Consider the following 21,731-nt stretch of genomic DNA (forward strand, 5'->3'; position numbering starts at 1 on the left):
ACTCACACTAATTCCGGCTTCCGACCCGTATCCAGCCCGCACGATACCACTCGTGCAACAAGGCTGTCATCGAGGGAACCCGAGATAGTGTTACAAACCGTTTCGCCTCCATCTGGCGTTGATTGGCCAGTTCGGGCAGCCATTCGCCGGCTTGCTCGAGCGGTCCTTCCTCGCCATTAATGAAGTACGATCGCGCGTTATACATCAATGCGGCCCTTCTGTCGAGACACACGCCGCGGCGTGACGCTTGCGCGACGAACGCGGCTTCGGTCAGCGGGCGTGCGGGCGGGTCGAATACGACGTTCGGTTTGGGCTCGCTCAGGTAGCAGCCGAGGAATTCGGCGACGTCGCGCTTGCGCCAGCGGATTGCGTCGACGATCTCGGCGACGCGTTCGACCATCGCCGGAGGCAGTTGCGCGGGCACGTCGACGGCCGGCTGCTTCGGATCGCGGTAGAGGTCGTCGCCGTTCCCGTCGCGCAGGCCGCCGCGTTCAGCGAGATAGTACAGGAACTGGGCGCCCAGTTCGCCCGCGGACGGGGCCCGGAAGCCGATCGAGCAGGTCATGCATTCGCCTTCTGCGACGCCGTCGTGCGCGATGTGCGGCGGCAGGTACAGCATGTCGCCGGGCTCCAGCACCCATTCGTCGCTCGGCTCGAAGTTTTCGAGGATCTTCAGCGGTACGTCCGGCTGCAGCGACAGGTCTTTCTGCGCACCGACGCGCCAGCGGCGCCGGCCTTCGACCTGCAGCAGGAATACGTCATACGAATCGAAGTGCGGGCCGACGCCGCCGCCGTCGGTCGCATACGAGATCATCAGGTCGTCCAGCCGCGCGTCCGGGATGAAGCGGAAGCGGTCGAGCAACGCACGTGCCGCGTCGACATGCAGGTCGAGCCCCTGCACGAGCAGGGTCCAGGACTTGCGCGTGACGGCCGGCAGCGAGCCGGGCTCGAACGGGCCGTGCGCCAGTTGCCACTTGTTACGAAAATGGGTGATCAGTCGCGATTCCGCGTCATAGTCGGATGCGAGCTCGAACAGCGCATCGCGCGTGACCGGCGACGCAATGCCGGGGATTGCCTGGCGGATCAGGAGCGGCTTCTTTTGCCAGTAGCCGCGCATGAATTGCGCCGGCGTAAGACCGCCGAGCAGCGGTGTGGGAAGATCGGAAGGCGGCGCGCCGAGCGGGGCGGCAGCGGCATCCCGCGGTTCGGCTTGAGACCGGTTGCGCATCGTATAATGAGACTTGTATTTGGGAGAATTGGATGAAAATCGCAAAAAACACCGTCGTGTCGGTCACTTACAAGCTGTCGGATGCACAGGGCAATCTGATCGAGGAAAGCGACGAGCCGATGGTCTATCTGCACGGCGGCTATGATGGCACGTTCCCCAAGATCGAGGAACAGCTCGACGGGCACGAGCCGGGTTACCAGGCGCAGATTCAGCTCGAGCCGCAGGACGCGTTCGGCGACTACGATCCCGAACTCGTGAAGATCGAGCCGCGCGATCGTTTCCCCGAGCCGCTCGAAGTGGGCATGCAGTTCGAAGGCACGCCGGAAGACGGCGACGAGGACGTCGATTCGCTGATCTATACGGTCACCGACGTCGCCGAAGACAAGGTCGTGCTCGACGGCAATCACCCGCTGGCAGGCATGGCGCTGCGTTTCGCACTCACGGTGAAGGACGTCCGCGAAGCAACCGAAGACGAAATCGAGCATGAGCACGCGCATGGCGCGGAAGGGCTCGAGATCGTCGACGAGGACGAAGACGAAGACGGCGAATCGCCGTCAGGGCGCACCCTGCACTGAGCTCGCAGGCAGGCCGGGCGCCGGCCCCGATGCAGGGGGCGGTGCCGGCCGCGACGCGCCGCCGGGTGCGGCGCCGTCACCCTGCAGCGGCGGCGCGACCGCCGACGAGTCGGGCAGCACCGGCAACGCGGGGATTTCCGGCATCTGCGGCAGCGGAACCTCGTCGTGCGGCACGGGCGGCAGCGCGGGCGGCACAGGCAGGTTCTTCGGTACCTCCTGCAGGCTCACGTTGAAGATCGTCTGCCGTGCCGGCGACACGCTCACCTTTACCCACTGATTCGCCGGATGGCGCGGTCCGATCGCGACGCGCGTCACGTTTCCCACCGGGTCGCCGTCGTCGGTCCGCAGCGGTCGATCGATCAGAAAGCCGTTCGCGAGCGGTTCGCCGCTCGCGTGCATCACCAGTATCGGGCCGCGGAACGTCGCCGCCGCCTTCACCAGCGTTCGTTTCAACTCGCGGAAGCCGTCGCGCACGCGCGGCCGGTTGAAACGCAGCCACGCGAACCGCTCCGAGCGTTCATAGCGTTCGAATTGCGGATCGCCTTCGAAAATTACCACCATCGCACGCGCTTCGCGCCGCTTCGCGTATTCGGCTGCGTGATCGATCCAGAATCCGTTCGCGATGACGCGGTCCTCGAATTCGCCGTTGCGGCCGCCGGCCGTCAGGAAGTGGTTGTTCGGCGCCGGTGCGTTGAGTGCGACATAGACAATGTCGTCGCGCATCCAGCGTGCGTTTTCGCGATACGGCCGGAACCGGGCGATCTCGCTTTCCCGCGTGATCTGCAGCGCGCCCGGGTCGGGCAGCGCCGAATCGGCGAGCAGCGTCTGCCGCAGGAAGTCGAGCCGTTCGACCGGATCGTAGCTGCCGCCGGCCACGGTGTTGCACGTTACCCAGTCGTCGTGGCCGGGGATGAATACGAGCGGCACGCGTGCGGCGTCCAGGATCGCGCCGCGCTGCGAATACAGTGCATCGCGGCACGCTTCCTTCGAGCCCTTGAGATCGCCCGCATAGACGACGAAAGCGAGGTTGCGCTCGCGCGCGATCGAATCGAGCAGCCGCTGGGTCGCCGGTTCGTCCGCCGGTACGTTGATGACGCCCGACACGACCGCGAACGAGTAGGGCGCGGTGGCACGCTTCGGCGGCGCTGCCAGCGCGCCGGCCTGCGCGAGCGCCAGCACCGCCGCTGCGAGCGTGGCGGCGGCGCGGGCCGGCAGGCGCCGCGGGATGCGCTTACGCGTGCCCGTCGGCATCGTGCGACCGGACCAGCGTGCGCAGTTCGTACAGCAGGTCGAGCGCCTCGCGCGGCTTGAGATCGTCAGGGTCGATGTCGCGCAGCTTCTCGAGCGCCGGATGCGGCGTGTCGGGCAGCGCCGGCGTGTCCGCGCATTCGAAATCGTCGGCGACCACCGGCTGCGCGCTGAACAGGTCGAGTTGTGGCGTGTGTTGTACCGCCGACTGCTGTTCGAGATAGGCGAGGTGCTTGCGCGCGGCGCGGATCACGGGCGCCGGGACGCCCGCGAGCTGCGCGACCTGCAGGCCGTAACTCTGGTTCGCCGGGCCTTCGTTGACCGCGTGCAGGAACACGATGCCATGGCCGTGCTCGACGGCCGACAGATGCACGTTGGCTGCTTGCGGGAATTCGGCCGGCAGTTGCGTCAGCTCGAAGTAGTGCGTCGCGAACAGCGTGTAGCAGGCGTTGTGCGCAAGCAGGTGGCGCGCGATGGCCCACGCGAGTGCGAGGCCGTCGAACGTCGACGTGCCGCGGCCGATCTCGTCCATCAGCACGAGGCTTTGCGGGGTCGCGTCGTTGAGGATCGCCGCGGCCTCGGTCATCTCGACCATGAACGTCGAACGGCCGCCCGCGAGATCGTCGGCCGCGCCGATGCGCGTGAAGATCCGGTCGATCGGACCGAAGCATGCGGACTTCGCCGGCACGTAGCTGCCGACGTAAGCCATCAGCGCGATCAGTGCGGTCTGCCGCATGAACGTCGACTTACCGCCCATGTTCGGACCGGTGATCAGCAGCAGCTTGCGTTCGGTGCCGAACCGGCAGTCGTTCGCGATGAACTGCTCGACCTGTGCTTCGACGACCGGGTGGCGGCCTTGTTCGATTTCGATGCCGATCTCGTCGGTGAAGGTCGGCGCGACCCAGTCGAGCGCGCGTGCGCGTTCTGCGAATGCGGCGAGCAGGTCGAGCTCGGCGAGTGCCGACGCGACGCGCTGGCATTCGGGGATGAACGGCAGCAGCGCCTGCAGCACCGCGTCGTACAGCGCGCGCTCGCGCGCCAGCGCGCGTTCCTGCGCGGACAGTGCCTTGTCCTCGAAGGTCTTCAGTTCGGGCGTGATGTAGCGCTCGGCGTTCTTCAGCGTCTGGCGGCGGCGGTAGTCGTCGGGCACCTTGTCGGTCTGGCCGCGCGTGACCTCGATGTAGAAGCCGTGCACCTTGTTGTATTCGACGCGCAGGTTCGCGATGCCGGTGCGCGTGCGTTCGCGCGCTTCGAGATCGATCAGGAACTGCCCGCAGTTCTCCGAGATGTCGCGCAGCTCGTCGAGCTCGGCGTCGTAGCCGCGCGCGATCACGCCGCCGTCGCGCACCATGGCGGCCGGCTCGGGCGCAATCGCGCTCGTCAGCAGGTCGAGGCATTCGGCGGGCGGCGCGAGCGCCGCGTCGACACGGGTGAGCGCGTCCGCATTCGCGACGATCGTGCTGATGCGCTCGCGCAGCGCCGGCAGCGCGGCGAACGTATCGCGCAGGCTCGACAGGTCGCGCGGGCGTGCGGACAGCAGCGCGAGACGCCCGGTGATCCGTTCGACGTCGGCGATCTGGCGCAGCGCGCTGCGCAGCGCATCGAGGCTGGCGTTTGCCGGTGCCTCGAGCAGCGCGCCGATCGCCTGCTGGCGCGACTGCGCGGCGACCGACGCGCGCGGCGGGTGATGCAGCCAGTGACGCAGCAGGCGGCTGCCCATCGTCGTGCAGCAGGTGTCGAGCAGCGAATACAGCGTCGGCGACTCGGTGCCGCGCAGCGTCTCGGTCAGTTCGAGGTTGCGGCGCGTGGCCGGATCGAGCCCGATGTATTCGGTTTCGTTCTCGACCTTCAGGCTGCGCACGTGCCGCAGCTGCTGGCCTTGCGTGGCCGCTGCATAGAGCAGCAGTGCGCCCGCGGCGCCGCAGGCGCTCGTCAGTGAGTGCGCACCGAAACCGTCGAGGCTCGCGACATCGAGTTGGTCGCACAGGCGCTGCGTGCCCGACGCGATGTCGAAGTGCCACGCCGGCACGCGCTTGGTTGCGCCCGTGCCTGCCGGCACGGCGTCGGTTGCGCCGTCCGCCGTCAGGATTTCTGCCGGCCGGATGCGCTCGAGCGCGGCGCCGAGCTGCTCGGGTTCGATTTCGGCGAGCCGCAGCGCACCGCTTGCGAGGTTCAGCCACGCGAGGCCGATGTTGACCGCGACGCCGCGCTTGTTGTGGCCCGTGCACATCGCGAGCAGGTAGACGTCGTTCTTGTCGGACAGCAGTGCGGCATCGGTCAGCGTGCCGGGCGTGACGACGCGCACGACCTTGCGCTCGACGGGGCCTTTCGACGTGGCCGGATCGCCGATCTGCTCGCAGATCGCGACCGATTCGCCCATCTTCACGAGCTTCGCAAGATACTGCTCGACCGCGTGATGCGGCACGCCGGCCATCTTGATCGGCGTGCCGGCCGACGCGCCGCGCTGCGTGAGGGTCAGGTCGAGCAGGCGCGCGGCCTTTTCGGCATCTTCGAAAAACAGCTCGTAGAAGTCGCCCATCCGGTAGAACACGAGCGTGTCGGGATGGTCGGCCTTGATGCGCAGGTACTGCTGCATCATCGGGGTGTGGCCTGCAAAGGCTTCGGGCGACAACGTGGTCATAGGTCAGGCATCAGGTTTGTTGCTTTGGTCGCCCGAGTTTACCAGCGGCCCCGACGTGCAAGTGCGAAGTTCGCCGTTCGGCCAGGTGCCGGCGACCACGACCGGCTGCTGCCGGCGCTGTCCGACGAATCGACCCCGCACTCGGGCGGGCCCGCGAAAGTCGGCGTCACCCGGCTCACGGCGCTTCGCGCGCCGATCTTGCCCGGCACCTCAGGACGCGAGCGTCGACGTCAGACTGAGTGCCACCGCTTGCGCGACTTCGATGCCGTCGATGGCCGCCGAATAGATGCCGCCCGCATACCCCGCGCCTTCTCCGGCCGGATACAGGCCTTCGACGTTCATGCTTTGGTAATCGTCTTTGCGTCGAATCCGGATCGGCGACGAAGTGCGCGTCTCCACGCCGGTGAGCACGGCGTCGTGCATCGCGAAGCCCGCGATCTTCTTGTCGATCTGGGGCAATGCTTCGCGGATCGCTTCGATCACATAGTCCGGGAGCGCGGTGCTGAGATCGGTCGGGCGCACGCCGGGCTTGTACGACGGCTCCACGGAGCCAAGCGACGTCGACGGCCGGCCTGCGATGAAATCCCCGACCAGTTGGCCCGGCGCGTGGTAATCGCCGCCGCCGAGTTCGAATGCGCGCTCTTCCCATTTGCGCTGGAACGCGATGCCCGCCAGCGGACCGCCGGGATAGTCCTCCGGCGTGATGCCGACGACGATGCCCGCATTCGCGTTGCGCTCGGCCCGGGAATACTGGCTCATGCCATTGGTGACCACACGGCCCGGCTCGGAGGTCGCCGCAACCACCGTGCCGCCAGGGCACATGCAGAAGCTGTAGACCGCCCGCCCGTTGCTGCAGTGGTGGACCACCTTGTAGTCGGCCGCGCCGAGCTGCTTGTGGCCCGCAAACTTGCCGAAGCGGCTGCGATCGATCAGCCCCTGCGGATGCTCGATGCGAAAACCCAGCGAAAACGGCTTGGCTTCGATATACACACCGCGATCGTGCAGCATCTGGAAGGTGTCGCGCGCGCTGTGGCCCACGGCCAGCACCACGTGGTCGCACCGGAGTGTTTCCCCGTTCGAGAGCTTGAGCGAGCGCACCTTGCCTTGATCGATTTCGATGTCGTCGACCCGGGTTTCGAAGCGCACTTCACCACCCAGTTCGTGGATGGAAGCGCGCATTTTTTCTACCATGCTGACGAGGCGGAACGTGCCGATGTGCGGCCGGCTCAGATACAGGATGTCTTCCGGTGCGCCCGCCTTGACGAATTCGTCGAGCACCTTGCGGCCATAGTGGTTGGGATCCTTGATCTGGCTGTACAGCTTGCCGTCGGAAAACGTGCCGGCCCCGCCTTCGCCGAACTGCACGTTGGATTCGGGATTGAGTACGCTCTTGCGCCACAGGCCGAAGGTGTCCTTGGTGCGCTCGCGCACGGCCTTGCCACGCTCGAGGATGATGGGGCGGAATCCCATCTGCGCGAGGATCAGTCCTGCAAACAGGCCGCACGGCCCCATGCCGATGACGACCGGGCGCAGGAAAGCGGTGTGCTCGGGGGCCTTCGCGACAAAGCGGTACGCCATGTCGGGCGTGACGCCGCAATGCGGCTTGCCGGCGAGTCGCTCGAGCGCGGCCGCTTCGTCCTTGACTTCGACGTCGACGATATACGTCAGCTTGATGTCGGAGCGCTTGCGTGCATCGTGCGCACGGCGGAACACGGTATATCGGACGAGCCCGTCTGCCGCCACGCCAAGCTCCTCGAGGCGCGCGCGAATCGCGGCTTCGAGAGCGCTTTCGGGATGGTCGAGGGGGAGTTTAATTTCGCTTAGCCGTAACATGGGTACTCGGATGCTGTCGCCACGACGTCGTGGCGGTGTTGAAACAGGCGGGGCAGGCATGCGGGTGGGGGCGTTGTTCGCCACGCGGACATCCCGGATGCAAATCATTCATCGCTGGAAAACGCGGTACGACGGGCTGCACACTGACCAGGCCGGACAACTCGGGCAACTTCAGGACGGGAGCGTGAAGCGCGGGGAAGATTTTTCCGTCCCCGAACCATTGGAAGGCGAAAGTCGCTCCATCATCACGGTGCTGGCGAGTGGTTTGTCGAAAGCCACGCCAGGCGGGCGTAGCGCCCTTGTCGTTCATGCCGGCCAACATAGCACATCGATATAAATGCTACGCAAAAATGCGGCCGCCAGAGCGAGAAGGCGGTAGCGACGCACTCGGCATCGCTTTACCGACGGCCCGTGCCGCGTGAAGCGGGCCCGGGCCGTCGAAGCGCACCGCACCGGCGGGCGCGGCCGGGGCTTATTCGGCCGCCGGATGCACGCGGGTGTAGCGGTTCAGGATCGGGATCATCTGCGCGTAGATCTTCGGGTTCGCGGCGACGATCTCATGGCGATGCAGGAAATCGGCATCGCCCGTGTAGTTGCCGACGAGGCCGCCGGCCTCGGTGATCAGCAGGCTGCCCGCCGCCATGTCCCACACGTTGATGCCTTGTTCGAAGAACGCGTCGAGGCGGCCGGCCGCGACGTTCGCGAGGTCGAGTGCCGCCGCGCCCGGGCGGCGCAGGCCCGTGCACGCCTGCGTCATTTCGGTGAAGAGGCGCGCATACGCGTCGAGGCCGTCCTTCTCGCGGAACGGGAAACCCGTGCCGACCAGTGCGTCGGACAGGCGGTCGCGGCGGCCGACGCGGATGCGGCGATCGTTCAGGTACGCGCCGCGGCCACGCGTGGCCGTGAACAGGTCGTTCTTGTTCGGATCGTAGACGACGGCCTGCGTGACGACGCCCTTGTGCTCGAGCGCGATCGATACGCAGTAGTACGGGAAGCCGTGGATGAAGTTGGTCGTACCGTCGAGCGGATCGATGATCCACTTGAATTCGGATTCGTTCTCCGATTCGCCCGATTCTTCCGCGAGGATCGCGTGGTCGGGGTAGGCGGTCTTCAGCGTCTCGATGATCGCCTCTTCGGCGGCCTTGTCCACTTCGGTGACGAAGTCGTTCTGCTGCTTCCTGCGGATCTCGATCAGGTCGAGATCGAGGGACGCGCGATTGATGATCTGTCCGGCGCGGCGCGCAGCCTTGACAGCAATGTTGAGCATGGGATGCATGAGCCTGGATCCTGTAGCCGGCGGCACGGGCCGCCACGAAGTGGAACAACCGCCCGGGACGGCGCAAGCGTGCCGGGCGAGGTGAGACGCGAATTGACAAAGAGCGGGGTACGACCCGCGTCGCACGGAGCGCGACGCGTAAAGGCATGATTTTACCCGATTTTTGGCGGTTTCAGGCGACCGGAATGCGGGGAAACCCCCGCTGGCCGTCCGGACGAGTGGGTTTGCCGGAGCGATAGCGCTACCATACGGCCATTCTGATGAACCGAGTCGTATCGTAGTGGAAACCCCGCAGAACACCGCCGCGCCGTCCGAGTCGGGCGCGGACACGTCCCGGCCGCCGTCCGGCGGCTTCACGTCCACCCGTTTCGTGCTCGTCGAGCCGAGCCATCCCGGCAATGTCGGGGCGGCCGCCCGCGCGCTGAAGACGATGGGCTTCTCGCGTCTCGTGCTGGTTGCGCCGCGCGTGCCGCACGTGCAGAGCGACCCCGAGGCGATCGCGATGGCCAGCGGCGCGGACGACGTCCTCGCGTCCGCGCATGTCGTGCCGACGCTTGGCGACGCGCTGTCCGGCGTCCACTGGTCGATCGCGCTGACCGCGCGCACACGCGAATACGGGCCGCCGCGCCTTGCGCCGCGCGCGGCCGCCGCGCAGGCGTGCGCGCAGGTCGGCGCGGGCGACATCGCGCTCGTGTTCGGCAACGAGCGCACGGGCCTCGCGAACGAGCATGTCGAGCAGTGCAGCGCGCTTGCACACATCCCGGCGAACCCTGCATACAGCTCGCTGAACCTCGCACAGGCCGTGCAGGTGCTCGCGTACGAGCTGCGCGTCGCGTTTCTCGAGCAAGCGAGCGAGCCTTCGCCGCAACCGCCGGCCGAGGCCGGCACGCTCGCGCAGAGCGACGAGATCGAGCGGATGTACGTGCACCTCGAGAACGCGCTGATCGCGCTCGATTTCCTCGACCCGCGCAATCCGAAGAAACTGATGCCGCGGCTGCGGCGCCTGTTCGCACGCACGGGCCTCGAGCGCGAGGAGGTCAACATCCTGCGCGGCGTCGCGAAGCACATCCTGCTGAAATCGGGCAAGCCCGACGGCGACGCGTAAGCGGCCGGCGCACCGGCAACCTGGCGTTCAGGTGTGGCGTCACGGCCGGGCAGGCGTTTTGTCGGCCTTCGGGAGCGCCGGGCCCCGAGCGTTTCCGACCGGCCGAACCTCCCGCGAACACCGCGACAGCGAGCCTCCCGCCCGAATACCCGCGCCGGCGGCGGGGTGAACGCGCGACCTCGTGCGGCCGTGTGCGACTGGCCCTACAATCGCCGGACGTCATAAGCAAATTACCCGGCGCGATAACGGCCGGTCATTGCCGGCGGTGCGCGCCGGCCTTTTCCCCGATCAGATCATGTTCACGAGACTGCGCGAAGACGTTGCAACGATTCGCGAGCGGGATCCCGCCGCTCGCAGTGCCTGGGAAGTGCTGACCTGTTATCCGGGGCTGCATGCGCTCGTGCTGCACCGTTTCGCGCATGCCTGCTGGCGCGCAAAGCGCTATTGGCTTGCACGTTTCGCGTCGCAGGCCGGGCGGTTTCTGACGGGTATCGAGATCCACCCCGGTGCGACGATCGGCCGGCGCGTGTTCATCGATCACGGCATGGGTGTCGTGATCGGCGAGACGGCGATCATCGGCGACGACTGCACGATCTATCAGGGCGTGACGCTGGGCGGCACGTCGCTCACGCGCGGCGCGAAGCGCCACCCGACGCTCGAGGCCGGCGTGATCGTCGGCGCGGGCGCGAAGGTGCTGGGCGGTTTCACGGTCGGCGCGGGCGCGAAGATCGGTTCGAACGCGGTCGTCGTGAAGCCGGTGCCGGCGGGCGGCACGGCGGTCGGCAATCCGGCGCGCATCGTGATGCCGGCGCAGCCGAAGCCGCAGCCGGAACGCGCGGCGTTCTGCGCATACGGGATCACGCCGAACGCCGACGATCCGATGTCGCTCGCGATTCACGGGCTGATCGATCACGCGGCGAAGGAAAGCCGCCGCGTCGATGAGATCGTCGCGGCGCTCGAGCGGCTCGGCACGCATCTGGAAGCGCTGCAGGGCGCCGATGCGGCGCGCCTCGACCTGCGCAGGCTGTCGGCGGTGCTGGAAGGAAACGCGGTCGAGCGTCAGTCGTAATGCGATGCACGCCGACGGCTGCCAGTCGGTGAGACGGTGAGACGGCAGCGGCGGCGTCAGTCGAGCGGCATCGCGTGGATGCCTTCCGCGTCGATGCGCAGGTAGCCGCCGCGCGGCGCACCATGGTCGAGATCCCAGTCGGGCAGCACCCAGCGGATGCCGCCCGGTTCGGCGTGGCTCGCGGGGCGGTGCGTGTGGCCGTGAATGATCACGGTTGCGCGGCTTTTCCGGAACAGCGCGGCCACGCCTTCACGCGTGACATCGTAGATCGCCGAAGCAGGGCGCATCCGGCCCGCTTCGCTGTTCGAGCGCATGCGTTGCGCGAGCGCGCGGCGCCAGCGCAACGGCCACGCGAGAAACAGCCATTGCGCGACGCGGTTGCGTGCGAAGCGGCGGAACACCTGGTAGCCGCGGTCGGCCGTGCATTGCGCGTCGCCGTGCGCGAGCACGATGCGCTGGCCGAACGCCATGATCAGCGACGGGTCGGGCAGCAACATCGCGCCGGCTGCTTTCATGAAGCGCCGGCCGAGCAGGAAATCGCGGTTGCCGTGCATCACGTAGAGCGCGATCCCGCGTTCCGAGAACGTGTGCATCAGCGCGGCCATGCGCGCCGCGAACGGATCGTCGTCGAGGATGTCGTCGCCGATCCAGTATTCGAAAAGATCGCCGAGGATGAACACCGAGTCGGCGCTGTCGGCGGTGTATTTCACGAAATGCTCGAACGCGGCGACCGTCTTCGGAATCGCCTCGCTCAGATGCAGATCGGAGAGCAACAGGAACGGGCGTGCGGCTTGCGCGTATTCGCGCTCGCCCGGCACGCCCGCGGAGACGCTTCGCGGCGGACTCTCCTGCAACATCGAAGTGCCTCCGTTACCGTGCGTCAGACCACGACGGCCTTCTCGATCACGACGTCGTCGGTCGGCACGTCCTGGTGGAAACCGGCGTTGCCCGTCTTGACGCCCTTGATCTTGTCGACCACGTCCTGGCCTTCGACGACCTTGCCGAACACCGCGTAGCCCCAGCCTTGCGGCGTCGGCGACGAGTGGTTCAGGAAGTCGTTGTCGTTCACGTTGATGAAGAACTGGGCGGTCGCCGAGTGGGGATCGTTCGTGCGCGCCATCGCGACCGTGTAGTTGTCGTTCTTCAGGCCGTTGTTCGCTTCGTTGTCGATCGGCGCGTCGGTCGGCTTCTGCTTCAGGCCCGGCTCGAAGCCGCCGCCCTGGATCATGAAGCCGTTGATCACGCGATGGAACACGGTGCCGTCGTAGTGGCCCTTCTTCACGTAGTTCAGGAAGTTCTCGACCGTCTTCGGTGCCTTCGCGGCGTCGAGCTCGAGCTTGATCACGCCGTGGTTCGTATGCAGTTCAACCATGATGAATTCCTTCGATGAGGCGGTTTAAATGGCACGCGGCCGGTCGTGCGACGCGGCCGCGTGAGTCGCCGGACGTGCCGGCAGGTTCTTACTTCGAGACGATGCTGGCCGATTCGATCACGACCGGTTGCGCGGGCACGTCCTGCATCGGGCCGCGCGAGGTCGTCGCCACGCCTTCGATCTTCTTCACGACGTCGAGGCCCGACACGACCTTGCCGAACACCGCATAGCCGTTGCCGTCCGGGTTCGGGTAGTCGAGGCCGCTGTTGTCGACCGTGTTGATGAAGAACTGCGCGGTGGCCGAGTTCGGATCGCTCGTGCGTGCCATCGCGATCGTGCCCGTCAGGTTCTTCAGACCATTGCGGCTCTCCAGCGGAATCGGCGCGCGGGTCGGCTTCTCTTCGAAGCTGGTCTTGTAGCCGCCGCCTTGGATCATGAAGCCCTTGATCACGCGATGGAAGATCGTGCCGTTGTACTGGCCGGCCTTCACGTAATCGAGGAAGTTGGCGACCGACTTCGGCGCCTTCTCCGGGTAGAGCTCGACACGGATGTCGCCCTGCGAGGTCTTGAGCTGCACGACCGGGTGCGCGGTGGCCGTTTGCGCGAAAGCGGGCGCGGTCGCGGTCGCGAGAAGGGCGGCGCCGCCAAGCGCCAGCAACAGACGTTTCATTGCGATCCTCAGGTTGGGAGGGAAAGGGGGCCGCGCCGCTTATTGCGACGGCGGCGCGACATACGGTGCCGCCAGTGCGCCCGACGGACCGCTGAACTGGAACGTCGGCGACATCGGCAGCGTGGTGGTGCTCACGTTCGCGGCTGCGCGGTCGGAGTAGTCGCGCGTGGACGGCGCGACCGCGCGGGCATTCGGTGCGACCTTCGGCGGCGACACGATCTTCTGCAGGTCGGCGAGGCGCTGTGCGGTCGCGCCGCTCGTGCGGCCGAGCGATTGCGCACGCTTGTACGATTCGGCCGCGAGGCGCAGGTACAGGTCGCCGAGGTTCTCGTACGCGAGCGAGTAGCTCGGGTTCGATTGCGTCGCCGTGACGAGCGCGGTGCGCGCTTCGTCGTAGCGGCCATGCTTCGCGTAGAGCGCCGCGAGGTTGTTGTACGGCTCGGGCAGTTCGGGGTACGCCTGCGTGATCGCGACGAACTGCTGGATCGCATCGTCGTCGCGGTTCAGGCGGGCCAGCACGGTGCCGCGCTTGAACTGCGCCTGCACGTCGCGCGGGTTCGACGCGATGCGCGCGTCGAGCTGCGCGAGCGCCTGCTTCCACTGCTTGCCGGCGATCGACGCGTCGATTTCGGGGGTGCCGTCGGCGGTGGCCGGGGCTTTCTGCGCATGCGCCGCGGGGGCCGCGAACAGCGTCAGCGCGACGCCCATGACGGTGGTCGCAACGAGGGTCGCAGCGCTCGGCGCGCGGCCGCGATGAGGTTTCATAGGCGTAAATCGGAATGTTATACTCCGAGCCATTCTAACAAAACGTCTGCGCGTTCCGGCGAGCCGCAGGCAGTCTTTCTTAGCCTCTCGTGGCCGTCACCGCTGTGCTTGCAGCCTGACCGCCCCATGTGATAGCGAGGACGCTCGGCCTGGCGCCGCAGCAGATGGTCCGTCCGCTTCGCATGCTGGGCGAGCTTCGCCAGGGCGGTTTCCTTCGGCTCACGGTTCATCTCTATGGAATCACTGCGCATCTACAACACGCTCGCGCGTGACAAGCAAGTTTTCGTGCCGCGCCAGCCCGGCGAAGTGCGGATGTACGTATGCGGAATCACCGTCTACGACTATTGTCACGTGGGCCACGCGCGCATGCTGGTCGTGTTCGACCTCGTCCAGCGCTGGCTGCGTGCGATCGGCTACCGGGTCACGTATGTGCGCAACATTACCGACATCGACGACAAGATCATCCGCCGCGCGGTCGAGAACGGCGAGACGATCAAGTCGCTGACCGACCGGTTCATCGGCGCGATGCACGAGGATGAAGGCGCGCTCGGCATCCAGCGGCCCGACATCGAGCCGCGTGCGACGCAATTCATTCCGCAGATGCTCGGCATGATCGAGACGCTCGAGACGAACGGTTACGCATACCAGGCGACCGACGGCGACGTCAATTACTCGGTGCGCAAGTTCGCGAACTACGGGAAGCTGTCGGGCAAGTCGCTCGACGATCTTCGCGCAGGCGAGCGCGTCGCCGCGAACGACGCGAAGGAAGATCCGCTCGATTTCGTGCTGTGGAAGCGCGCGAAGCCGGAAGATCCGGAAGGCGCGTCGTGGGCGTCGAAGTACGGGATGGGCCGCCCGGGCTGGCACATCGAGTGCTCGGCGATGGGCTGCACGCTGCTTGGCGATCATTTCGACATCCATGGCGGCGGGCAGGATCTGCAATTCCCGCACCACGAGAACGAGATCGCGCAGAGCGAAGGCGCAACCGGCCAGACGTTCGTCAACTACTGGATGCACAACGGCTTCGTGCAGGTCGACAACGAGAAGATGTCGAAATCGCTCGGCAACTTCTTCACGATCCGCGAAGTGCTCGAGCGGTACGACGCCGAAGTCGTGCGCTTCTTCATCGTGCGCACGCACTACCGGTCGCCGCTGAACTACAGCGACGTGCATCTCGACGATGCGCGCGCGTCGCTCACGCGTCTCTATACCGCACTGAAGGATGTCGAGGCCGACACGCTCGCGCTCGACTGGAACGAGCCGCATGCGCAGCGTTTCGCGGCCGCGATGAACGACGACTTCAACACGCCCGTCGCGGTGGCAACGCTGTTCGAGCTGGCGGGCGAGGTGAATCGCACGCGCGACGCGGCGCTCGCGCGGCAACTGAAACAACTGGCAGGCCTGCTCGGCCTGCTGGGCCGCGAACCGCGCGCGTTCCTGCAGCAGGCGTCCGGCGCCGCGCAGGCGGGCGCGCTCGCCGCCGACGAGATCGAAGCGAAGATCGCCGCGCGCGTCGCGGCGAAGCAGGCGAAGGACTATGCCGAAGCGGACCGGATTCGGGCAGAACTGCTCGAGGCCGGCATCGCACTTGAAGACAAACCGGGCGGATCGACCGAATGGCGTCGCGTATGAGCGCGGTGCGTTCCACTGACCGATCCGTCAGGTAGGAGGCAGGATGGCAACGGCCAGAAAAGCGCCGGTCAGGCGCGCGACCCCGGTCGCCGCGCGTCCGGCAGCCAAGCGCGTGCCGTCGAAGGCGGACGCGACGCGCGCCGCGCCGAACGGCGCGCTCAACGGTCATGCGCAGCCGGCGGCTGTGCTGCCGGCCGCCGACGCGGCCCGCAAGACGCGTGTGTCCGAAGCGGACGGCGAGGAGGTTGTCGTGCGTCCTGCATACTGGGACAAGGCATGCGCCGACCTCGTCAAGCGCGACCGGATCCTGAAGAAACTGATCCCGAAGTTCGGTCCCGCGCATCTCGTAAAGCGCGGCGACCCGTTCGTCACGCTCGCGCGCTCGGTCGTCGGCCAGCAGATTTCGGTGCCGTCCGCGCAGTCGCTGTGGGCGCATATCGAGGACGCCTGTCCGAAACTCGCCCCGCAGCCGGTGATCCGGCTCGGCGCGGACAAGCTGATCGCTTGCGGGTTGTCGAAGCGCAAGACCGAATACATCCTCGATCTCGCGCAGCATTTCGTGTCGGGCGCGCTGCACGTCGACAAATGGACGTCGATGGACGACGAGGACGTGATCGCGGAACTCACGCAGATCCGCGGCATCAGCCGCTGGACGGCCGAGATGTTCCTGATCTTCAACCTGTCGCGGCCGGATGTGCTGCCGCTCGACGACCCGGGCCTGATCCGCGCGATCAGCGTCAATTACTTCAGCGGGGAACCCGTCACGCGTAGCGAGGCGCGTGAGGTCGCGGCCAACTGGGAGCCGTGGCGCACCGTGGCGACCTGGTACATGTGGCGCAGCCTCGATGCACCCGACACCGACGCCTGACTGTTAGCTATCGGGTTTTAAACATCAATAGTTGAGAACCGGTTTTGAGCGTCGCCCGCGCGGGTAGAATACGCGCTGCCGCAAGACCCAAGGATTCGAACACATGAAGACCACGTTTCTGGATTTCGAACAGCCGATCGCCGAACTCGAGGCCAAGATCGAAGAACTGCGATTCGTGCAGGATGACTCGGCTGTCGATATTTCGGAAGAAATCGAGCGGCTGTCGAAGAAAAGCCAGCAACTGACGAAGGACCTCTACGCGAACCTGTCGCCGTGGCAGGTTTCGCAGATCGCGCGGCACCCGCAGCGTCCGTACACGCTCGATTACGTTGCGGAACTGTTTACCGATTTTCACGAGCTGCACGGCGACCGCGCATTCGCGGACGATCTGTCGATCGTCGGCGGTCTCGCGCGCTTCGGAGGCCATCCGTGCATGGTGATCGGTCACCAGAAGGGCCGCGACACGAAGGAGCGCGCCGCGCGCAACTTCGGGATGCCGCGTCCGGAAGGCTATCGCAAGGCCGAACGCCTGATGCGTCTCGCCGAGAAGTTCGGGCTGCCGATCTTCACGTTCGTCGACACGCCGGGCGCGTATCCGGGCATCGGCGCGGAAGAGCGCGGCCAGTCGGAAGCGATCGGCCGCAACCTGTACGTGATGGCCGAGCTGAAGACGCCGATCATCACGACGGTGATCGGCGAGGGCGGTTCGGGCGGCGCGCTCGCGATCGCCGTGGCCGACACCGTGATGATGCTGCAGTTCTCGACCTACTCGGTGATCTCACCGGAAGGCTGCGCGTCGATCCTGTGGAAGAGCGCCGCGAAGGCGCCGGAAGCCGCGGAAGCGCTGGGCCTGACCGCGCACCGCCTGAAGGCGCTCGGCCTGATCGACAAGATCATCAACGAGCCGCTTGGCGGCGCGCATCGCGATCCGAAGGGCATGGCTGCGCTGCTGCGCCGCGCGCTCGCCGATTCGTTGCGCCAGTTCCAGGGCATGAGCATCGATGCGCTGCGCGAGCGCCGCTTCGAGCGCCTGATGGCCTACGGCAAGTTCAAGGAAACCACGCCGGGCGCATGACCGGCTGCGTGCTCGATACGCGCGCCGCTGCGTGCGCGTCCCTCTCGTGATCCCACCGACCGAATTCTCCGCCGACCGCGTCGTACTCGACGCGGTCGGCGTTGCGCTTTCCGGCATGCCGTCCGATGCACGCATCGCGATCGCCTACAGCGGCGGCCTCGATTCGACGGTGCTGCTCGACGCGGCCGTGCGTGTCGCGGGCGCGTCGCGCTGCGTCGCGCTGCACGTGCATCACGGCCTGAGCGCGAACGCCGACGCGTGGGTCGCGCATGCCGAGGCGGCAGCGGCGCGGCTCGGCGTCGAATTCGAATCGATGCGCGTCGACGTGCCGCGCGACAGCGGCCTCGGTATCGAGGCGACCGCGCGCGAGCGTCGTTATGCCGCGCTCGACGCGATGTGCGAACGCCATGGCGCGGCCGCGCTGTGGCTCGCGCAGCATGCGGACGACCAGGCCGAGACGGTGCTGCTGCAATTGCTGCGCGGCGCAGGGATCGCGGGGCTCGCCGCCATGGCGCCGCGCTACCGTCCCGACGGCGCGAGCGTCGAGCGCGTGCGCCCATTGCTGCGATTGTTGCGCGCGCAACTCGAGCGCTATGCGACGCAGCACGAACTCGAATGGATCGACGACGAATCGAACAGCGACACGCGCTACGCGCGCAATGCGCTGCGCATCGATGTGCTGCCGGCACTGGCCGTGCATTTCCCGGGCTTTCGCGACGCGCTCGGTCGCGCGGCCCAGCATGCGGCCGCCGCGCAGCGGCTGCTCGACGATCTGGCCGAACTGGATTTCGCCGTCGCCGCGCGCGATGACGGGCGGGCGCTGTCGCGCGAGTCGCTGGTCGCGTTCGACGACACGCGCGGCGCGAACCTGCTGCGCTTCTGGATGCGCCGGCTCGGTTTGCCGGGTGCGTCCGCCGCCCGGCTCGCCAACATGATGCGGCAGTTGCGCACCGCGCACGACGCGCATGCGCTGCGCGTCGATCACGCGGGGCAGTGCCTGCGGCTCTATCGCGACGTCGTCTACTGGGAAGCGGGCGACAGCGCCGAACCGGCCGACGACGGCACCGGCACGCCGCACCCGGAATCGGCGCTCGCGTGGGACGGGCAGGAAGTCTGGCACCTGCCGGGATGGCGCGGCACGTTCGTGTTCGCGCCGGCCGACGCGGGAAGCGCCGGCGCGGTGCCGGAGGCGCTGCTGCGCGCCGCGCCGCTCGCCGCGCGCGCCCGGGCGGGCGGCGAGCGGATGCGCACGTCGCCGGGCGGCCCGGGCCGGACGCTGAAGAACCTGTTCCAGGAGCGCGGCGTGCCGGCATGGCAGCGCGACGTGCCGCTGCTGTTCGCGGGCGACCGGCTGATCTACGTGCCGCGGCTTGGCGTGAACCGCGATGGCGAGTTGTTCGACAACGGGCCGTCCGGCGGCGCATGGCGCCGGATCGAATGGCGTCCCGACCTGCTGATTGCGTAACGGCGGGCGGGCTTCCGGCGGCGTGATGGCGCGCCCATTTTCACCATTTGGTAAACAGCGCCGGAACGGCCGTGGACACGGCGAGCGGCTTGTCAAGCGGGCTTCTATCGGGTACGCTCGGACGTTTGCTCGGCTCGATTTTTGAGCGATTTGTGCAGGTTTCCCGCGTGACGTACCCGGTTTGCGCGGCCTGATCGGCCTTCCGGGCAAAATCCGTCACGCTTGCGTGTTGCGTCCCAGCCGTCCCCCTCGTCGTCCGTCCACAGCCACAAGCCGCGTGACCGAACGGCAACGCGGCCTGCCCAGCGCGCCCGTGCGGTCTCTCCTCCAGTTCAGAACGACAATGGCACTCATCGTACACAAATACGGCGGCACTTCGATGGGCTCGGTCGAGCGCATCAAGAACGTCGCGAAACGCGTCGCAAAATGGCATCAGGCCGGGCACCAGATGGTGGTCGTGCCTTCGGCGATGTCCGGCGAAACCAACCGTCTGCTCGGTCTTGCGAAAGAGATTTCGAGCCAGCCGAGCCCGCGTGAGCTCGACATGATCGCGTCGACCGGCGAGCAGGTCAGCGTCGGCCTGCTGTCGATCGCGCTGCAGGAAATCGGCGTCGAGGCCGTGAGCTACGCCGGCTGGCAGGTACCGATCAAGACCGACAGCGCGTTCACGAAAGCGCGCATCCACTCGATCGACGACGAGCGCGTGAAGGCCGATCTGAACGCCGGCAAGGTCGTGATCATCACGGGCTTCCAGGGCGTCGATCCGGACGGCCACATCACGACGCTGGGCCGTGGCGGCTCGGACACGTCGGCGGTGGCGGTCGCGGCTGCGCTGGATGCCGAAGAGTGCCTGATCTACACGGACGTCGACGGCGTCTACACGACCGATCCGCGTGTTGTCGAAGAGGCGCGACGCCTCGATCGCGTGACGTTCGAGGAGATGCTGGAAATGGCCAGCCTCGGCTCGAAGGTCCTGCAGATCCGCTCGGTCGAATTCGCCGGCAAATACCAGGTGAAGACGCGCGTGCTGTCGAGCCTGACCGATCCGCTGATTGCGCTCGACGAAGAAATGCGCTCGGGCACCCTGATTACTTTTGAAGAAGACGAGACCATGGAAAAGGCAGTCATTTCCGGCATCGCGTTCCAGCGCGACGAAGCACGCATTGCTGTGATGGGCGTGCCCGACAAGCCGGGCATCGCGTATCAGATCCTCGGCCCGGTCGCCGATGCGAACGTCGACGTCGACATGATCATCCAGAACCAGAGCGTCGAAGGCAAAACCGACTTCACGTTCACGGTCGGCCGTGGCGACTACCAGAAGGCGATGGACATCCTCACCAACCAGGTGAAGGGCCATGTGAACGCCGAGCAGGTGCAGGGCGACCCGAAGGTGTCGAAGGTGTCGGTCGTCGGCGTCGGCATGCGTTCGCACGTGGGCGTCGCGAGCAAGATGTTCCGCACGCTGTCGGAAGAGGGCATCAACATCCAGATGATCTCGACGTCCGAAATCAAGATTTCGGTACTGATCGACGAGAAATACATGGAACTGGCCGTCCGCGCGCTGCACAAGGCATTCGAACTCGACCAGGCATGATGAAATTTTCGTGATGCGTTGACGAAAATGCATCACGGAAATTGACGCGCGGTTCGAAACCCTATATTATCTCGTTCTCGTCGCACTGCCTCCCTGGTGCGAGCGAAAGTTTGGGAGACGTGGCCGAGAGGTCGAAGGCACTCCCCTGCTAAGGGAGCATCTGGGCCAAAACCTGGATCGAGGGTTCGAATCCCTCCGTCTCCGCCAAAAGCGGTGACAAAGCCCCGCAAGTTCTCGGACTTGCGGGGCTTTTTCTTTGTGCGCCCAGCATGGGCGCACTCCTGCGAGTGAAAGTCTCGCCATGAGTTGATCACAGCGAATGAAGCGAAGCGCAACTGCGTGAGGGTGACCGAGCGTGGGGAGGAAGCGTGGGGCGTAAGCTGCGAGCCGATGGACAAGAATCGGATAGAAGGCGCTGCCGAGCAGGGCGAGCGGGCAAAGAGCCGCGAAGCTCTTGTGATCAAGGCGAAGTGGCGTAAATCCGGCGGTTGTGCAGCGAAGGAGTGCGTTCTTACCTGGGGAGATCTCGCCTCATGCCTGAAAGGGCGACGGTGGTAACCGAGCGATGCCGATTGCCTACTTCGACCGTCTCGGCGTGCCTCGACTCTCATGACCTCAACTGCTCGAACCGCCCGGTGCGGACCCGCATGCCGGGTGGTGTGGGAGGGGATCGGTCAGATTGACTGACCGCCCCTATCCCGATTTCGGCTGACCCGTCCGGGTGAATAAAAAAAACGCGCGGCCGCGAGGCACGCGCGCAAACTCGGAAATCGGTTGCCGCTAGCGTTTCAGTTGCCGTTCGACGCGACCGTCTTGGCTGCGTTCGCGCAATCCTTCTGATACTTCTGCATCAGGCGCGCCTGCGCCGAGTCGATATCGTCCGGATAGCTGCTCTCGTCGCCAGACGACGGGTTGTAGCCGACGGACTCCAGCTCGTTCAGCTCGTTGATCAGCTGCTGATGGGAAACCGGGCCTTTTGCGTGCACGAACGGATAATCGTTGCATTGCGCGGACGTGAGCTTCGGCGCGGCGTGCGCGGCGACGCTCAGCACGAGCAGGGCGGCACAGGCGAGGTAACTGGCGGGATGATTCATCTTCGACTCCTGGGAAGCGTTGGGAACGGGCCGTACGGTGGGATGCCAGCGTCGGCTGCACGACGAAGGTTAGGTGCAGCGGACTATCGAAACCGCAGCTCGAAGATGAAACAAGTTTTATGCGGGGCGGCTCCCGTCGAAACCCGCTTCATCGCGTGAATCGGACCTTAAAGAAACCTTCATTGGCGCGCTGCCGAACGGCTAGCGGCGCGGGCGTATCG

At 66.3% G+C, this 21,731-nt stretch carries 18 protein-coding genes, 1 tRNA gene and 1 pseudogene; 9 read left to right on the plus strand and 11 right to left on the minus strand.

Translation table 11 applies throughout. From position 1 onward, the window contains the following. Positions 1–7 precede the first annotated feature (7 nt). Positions 8–1,228: a cupin domain-containing protein gene (locus AC3WLY_RS27255; protein ID WP_175961228.1), complete on the minus strand. Its 1,221-nt coding sequence runs from the start codon at positions 1,226–1,228 to the stop codon at positions 8–10. A gap of 32 nt (positions 1,229–1,260) precedes the next feature. Here AC3WLY_RS27255 and AC3WLY_RS27260 point away from each other — a divergent pair, with 32 nt between their 5' ends. Further along, positions 1,261–1,803 carry an FKBP-type peptidyl-prolyl cis-trans isomerase gene (locus tag AC3WLY_RS27260; protein WP_034183585.1) on the plus strand — a complete coding sequence of 181 codons (543 nt, stop codon included), beginning with the start codon at positions 1,261–1,263 and terminating at the stop codon, positions 1,801–1,803. Here the strand turns inward: AC3WLY_RS27260 and AC3WLY_RS27265 are convergent. The 4 genes from AC3WLY_RS27265 to AC3WLY_RS27280 all read right to left on the minus strand — a co-directional run bounded on the left by AC3WLY_RS27265 (position 1,783) and on the right by AC3WLY_RS27280 (position 8,801). Further along, on the minus strand, positions 1,783–3,054 hold the full coding sequence (locus AC3WLY_RS27265) for a hypothetical protein (protein ID WP_425133110.1): 1,272 nt from the start codon (positions 3,052–3,054) through the stop codon (positions 1,783–1,785). The genes AC3WLY_RS27260 and AC3WLY_RS27265 overlap by 21 nt on opposite strands. After that, the gene (gene mutS / locus AC3WLY_RS27270; RefSeq protein ID WP_492309298.1) at positions 3,035–5,692 is read right to left on the minus strand and encodes a DNA mismatch repair protein MutS; all 2,658 of its coding nucleotides are present in this window, start codon (positions 5,690–5,692) and stop codon (positions 3,035–3,037) included. The genes AC3WLY_RS27265 and mutS overlap by 20 nt, the downstream gene beginning before the upstream one ends. Positions 5,693–5,902: 210 nt before the next feature. After that, positions 5,903–7,525, minus strand: a complete 1,623-nt coding sequence (locus AC3WLY_RS27275) for an NAD(P)/FAD-dependent oxidoreductase (protein ID WP_310141744.1) — start codon at positions 7,523–7,525, stop codon at positions 5,903–5,905. Positions 7,526–7,997: 472 nt separating this feature from the next. Beyond that, positions 7,998–8,801, minus strand: a complete 804-nt coding sequence (locus AC3WLY_RS27280) for an inositol monophosphatase family protein (protein ID WP_072437022.1) — start codon at positions 8,799–8,801, stop codon at positions 7,998–8,000. A 280-nt stretch (positions 8,802–9,081) separates the two neighbouring features. On the opposite strand from AC3WLY_RS27280, the gene AC3WLY_RS27285 reads away from it, so the two are divergent. Further along, positions 9,082–9,906 (plus strand): RNA methyltransferase, encoded by an 825-nt coding sequence (locus AC3WLY_RS27285; RefSeq protein WP_072437023.1) that lies wholly within the window; start codon positions 9,082–9,084, stop codon positions 9,904–9,906. A gap of 295 nt (positions 9,907–10,201) precedes the next feature. Further along, positions 10,202–10,975, plus strand: a complete 774-nt coding sequence (cysE, locus tag AC3WLY_RS27290; RefSeq protein WP_492309297.1) for a serine O-acetyltransferase — start codon at positions 10,202–10,204, stop codon at positions 10,973–10,975. Between the two features lie 56 nt (positions 10,976–11,031). Here cysE and AC3WLY_RS27295 read toward each other — a convergent pair whose 3' ends face one another. The 4 genes from AC3WLY_RS27295 to AC3WLY_RS27310 form a co-directional block, all read right to left on the minus strand. Next, positions 11,032–11,832 (minus strand): UDP-2,3-diacylglucosamine diphosphatase, encoded by an 801-nt coding sequence (locus tag AC3WLY_RS27295; RefSeq protein WP_175961222.1) that lies wholly within the window; start codon positions 11,830–11,832, stop codon positions 11,032–11,034. A gap of 23 nt (positions 11,833–11,855) precedes the next feature. Continuing rightward, positions 11,856–12,347 carry a peptidylprolyl isomerase gene (locus tag AC3WLY_RS27300; protein WP_006478428.1) on the minus strand — a complete coding sequence of 164 codons (492 nt, stop codon included), beginning with the start codon at positions 12,345–12,347 and terminating at the stop codon, positions 11,856–11,858. Between the two features lie 88 nt (positions 12,348–12,435). Beyond that, positions 12,436–13,017, minus strand: a complete 582-nt coding sequence (locus tag AC3WLY_RS27305) for a peptidylprolyl isomerase (protein WP_175961221.1) — start codon at positions 13,015–13,017, stop codon at positions 12,436–12,438. A gap of 39 nt (positions 13,018–13,056) precedes the next feature. Beyond that, positions 13,057–13,782, minus strand: coding sequence for a tetratricopeptide repeat protein (locus AC3WLY_RS27310; protein WP_175961220.1), 726 nt, complete (start codon positions 13,780–13,782; stop codon positions 13,057–13,059). A gap of 234 nt (positions 13,783–14,016) precedes the next feature. On the opposite strand from AC3WLY_RS27310, the gene cysS reads away from it, so the two are divergent. From cysS to tilS, 4 genes are all read left to right on the plus strand, one after another. Continuing rightward, positions 14,017–15,414, plus strand: a complete 1,398-nt coding sequence (gene cysS / locus AC3WLY_RS27315; protein ID WP_492309296.1) for a cysteine--tRNA ligase — start codon at positions 14,017–14,019, stop codon at positions 15,412–15,414. A 43-nt stretch (positions 15,415–15,457) separates the two neighbouring features. Continuing rightward, entirely contained in the window at positions 15,458–16,282 is an 825-nt protein-coding gene (locus AC3WLY_RS27320) for a DNA-3-methyladenine glycosylase family protein (protein WP_492309295.1), read from the plus strand. 103 nt (positions 16,283–16,385) lie between these two features. Beyond that, a complete protein-coding gene (locus tag AC3WLY_RS27325) occupies positions 16,386–17,357 on the plus strand; it encodes an acetyl-CoA carboxylase carboxyltransferase subunit alpha (protein ID WP_006478433.1) in 972 nt (323 codons plus the stop codon). 46 nt (positions 17,358–17,403) lie between these two features. Next, a complete protein-coding gene (gene tilS / locus AC3WLY_RS27330; RefSeq protein WP_492309324.1) occupies positions 17,404–18,822 on the plus strand; it encodes a tRNA lysidine(34) synthetase TilS in 1,419 nt (472 codons plus the stop codon). 123 nt (positions 18,823–18,945) lie between these two features. Here the strand turns inward: tilS and AC3WLY_RS27335 are convergent. Next, positions 18,946–19,183 (minus strand): annotated as a pseudogene (locus AC3WLY_RS27335) (hypothetical protein); the annotation flags it as partial. Between AC3WLY_RS27335 and AC3WLY_RS27340 the strand changes: the two are divergent. Both AC3WLY_RS27340 and AC3WLY_RS27345 read left to right on the plus strand, forming a co-directional pair. Beyond that, on the plus strand, positions 19,166–20,416 hold the full coding sequence (locus AC3WLY_RS27340) for an aspartate kinase (RefSeq protein ID WP_034184693.1): 1,251 nt from the start codon (positions 19,166–19,168) through the stop codon (positions 20,414–20,416). The pseudogene AC3WLY_RS27335 and the gene AC3WLY_RS27340 overlap by 18 nt on opposite strands. Before the next feature lie 113 nt (positions 20,417–20,529). Then, a tRNA-Ser gene (locus tag AC3WLY_RS27345) sits at positions 20,530–20,623 on the plus strand. 581 nt (positions 20,624–21,204) lie between these two features. On the opposite strand, the gene AC3WLY_RS27350 is transcribed toward AC3WLY_RS27345, so the two are convergent. After that, on the minus strand, positions 21,205–21,510 hold the full coding sequence (locus AC3WLY_RS27350; protein ID WP_175961217.1) for a DUF4148 domain-containing protein: 306 nt from the start codon (positions 21,508–21,510) through the stop codon (positions 21,205–21,207). Positions 21,511–21,731 lie beyond the last annotated feature (221 nt).

Source organism: Burkholderia sp. FW306-1C-G01B (assembly GCF_058781685.1).

What these genes read in the sequence shown, in the direction of transcription:
- cysE (WP_492309297.1), top strand. Translation starts at nt 10,202, where the DNA reads ATGTTCACGAGACTGCGCGAAGACGTTGCAACGATTCGCGAGCGGGAT.
- AC3WLY_RS27295 (WP_175961222.1), bottom strand. Translation starts at nt 11,832, where the DNA reads ATGTTGCAGGAGAGTCCGCCGCGAAGCGTCTCCGCGGGCGTGCCGGGC.
- AC3WLY_RS27350 (WP_175961217.1), bottom strand. Translation starts at nt 21,510, where the DNA reads ATGAATCATCCCGCCAGTTACCTCGCCTGTGCCGCCCTGCTCGTGCTG.
- AC3WLY_RS27280 (WP_072437022.1), bottom strand. Translation starts at nt 8,801, where the DNA reads ATGCATCCCATGCTCAACATTGCTGTCAAGGCTGCGCGCCGCGCCGGA.
- AC3WLY_RS27255 (WP_175961228.1), bottom strand. Translation starts at nt 1,228, where the DNA reads ATGCGCAACCGGTCTCAAGCCGAACCGCGGGATGCCGCTGCCGCCCCG.
- AC3WLY_RS27260 (WP_034183585.1), top strand. Translation starts at nt 1,261, where the DNA reads ATGAAAATCGCAAAAAACACCGTCGTGTCGGTCACTTACAAGCTGTCG.
- AC3WLY_RS27325 (WP_006478433.1), top strand. Translation starts at nt 16,386, where the DNA reads ATGAAGACCACGTTTCTGGATTTCGAACAGCCGATCGCCGAACTCGAG.
- cysS (WP_492309296.1), top strand. Translation starts at nt 14,017, where the DNA reads ATGGAATCACTGCGCATCTACAACACGCTCGCGCGTGACAAGCAAGTT.
- AC3WLY_RS27310 (WP_175961220.1), bottom strand. Translation starts at nt 13,782, where the DNA reads ATGAAACCTCATCGCGGCCGCGCGCCGAGCGCTGCGACCCTCGTTGCG.
- AC3WLY_RS27305 (WP_175961221.1), bottom strand. Translation starts at nt 13,017, where the DNA reads ATGAAACGTCTGTTGCTGGCGCTTGGCGGCGCCGCCCTTCTCGCGACC.
- AC3WLY_RS27275 (WP_310141744.1), bottom strand. Translation starts at nt 7,525, where the DNA reads ATGTTACGGCTAAGCGAAATTAAACTCCCCCTCGACCATCCCGAAAGC.
- AC3WLY_RS27300 (WP_006478428.1), bottom strand. Translation starts at nt 12,347, where the DNA reads ATGGTTGAACTGCATACGAACCACGGCGTGATCAAGCTCGAGCTCGAC.
- mutS (WP_492309298.1), bottom strand. Translation starts at nt 5,692, where the DNA reads ATGACCACGTTGTCGCCCGAAGCCTTTGCAGGCCACACCCCGATGATG.
- AC3WLY_RS27265 (WP_425133110.1), bottom strand. Translation starts at nt 3,054, where the DNA reads ATGCCGACGGGCACGCGTAAGCGCATCCCGCGGCGCCTGCCGGCCCGC.
- AC3WLY_RS27320 (WP_492309295.1), top strand. Translation starts at nt 15,458, where the DNA reads ATGGCAACGGCCAGAAAAGCGCCGGTCAGGCGCGCGACCCCGGTCGCC.
- AC3WLY_RS27340 (WP_034184693.1), top strand. Translation starts at nt 19,166, where the DNA reads ATGGCACTCATCGTACACAAATACGGCGGCACTTCGATGGGCTCGGTC.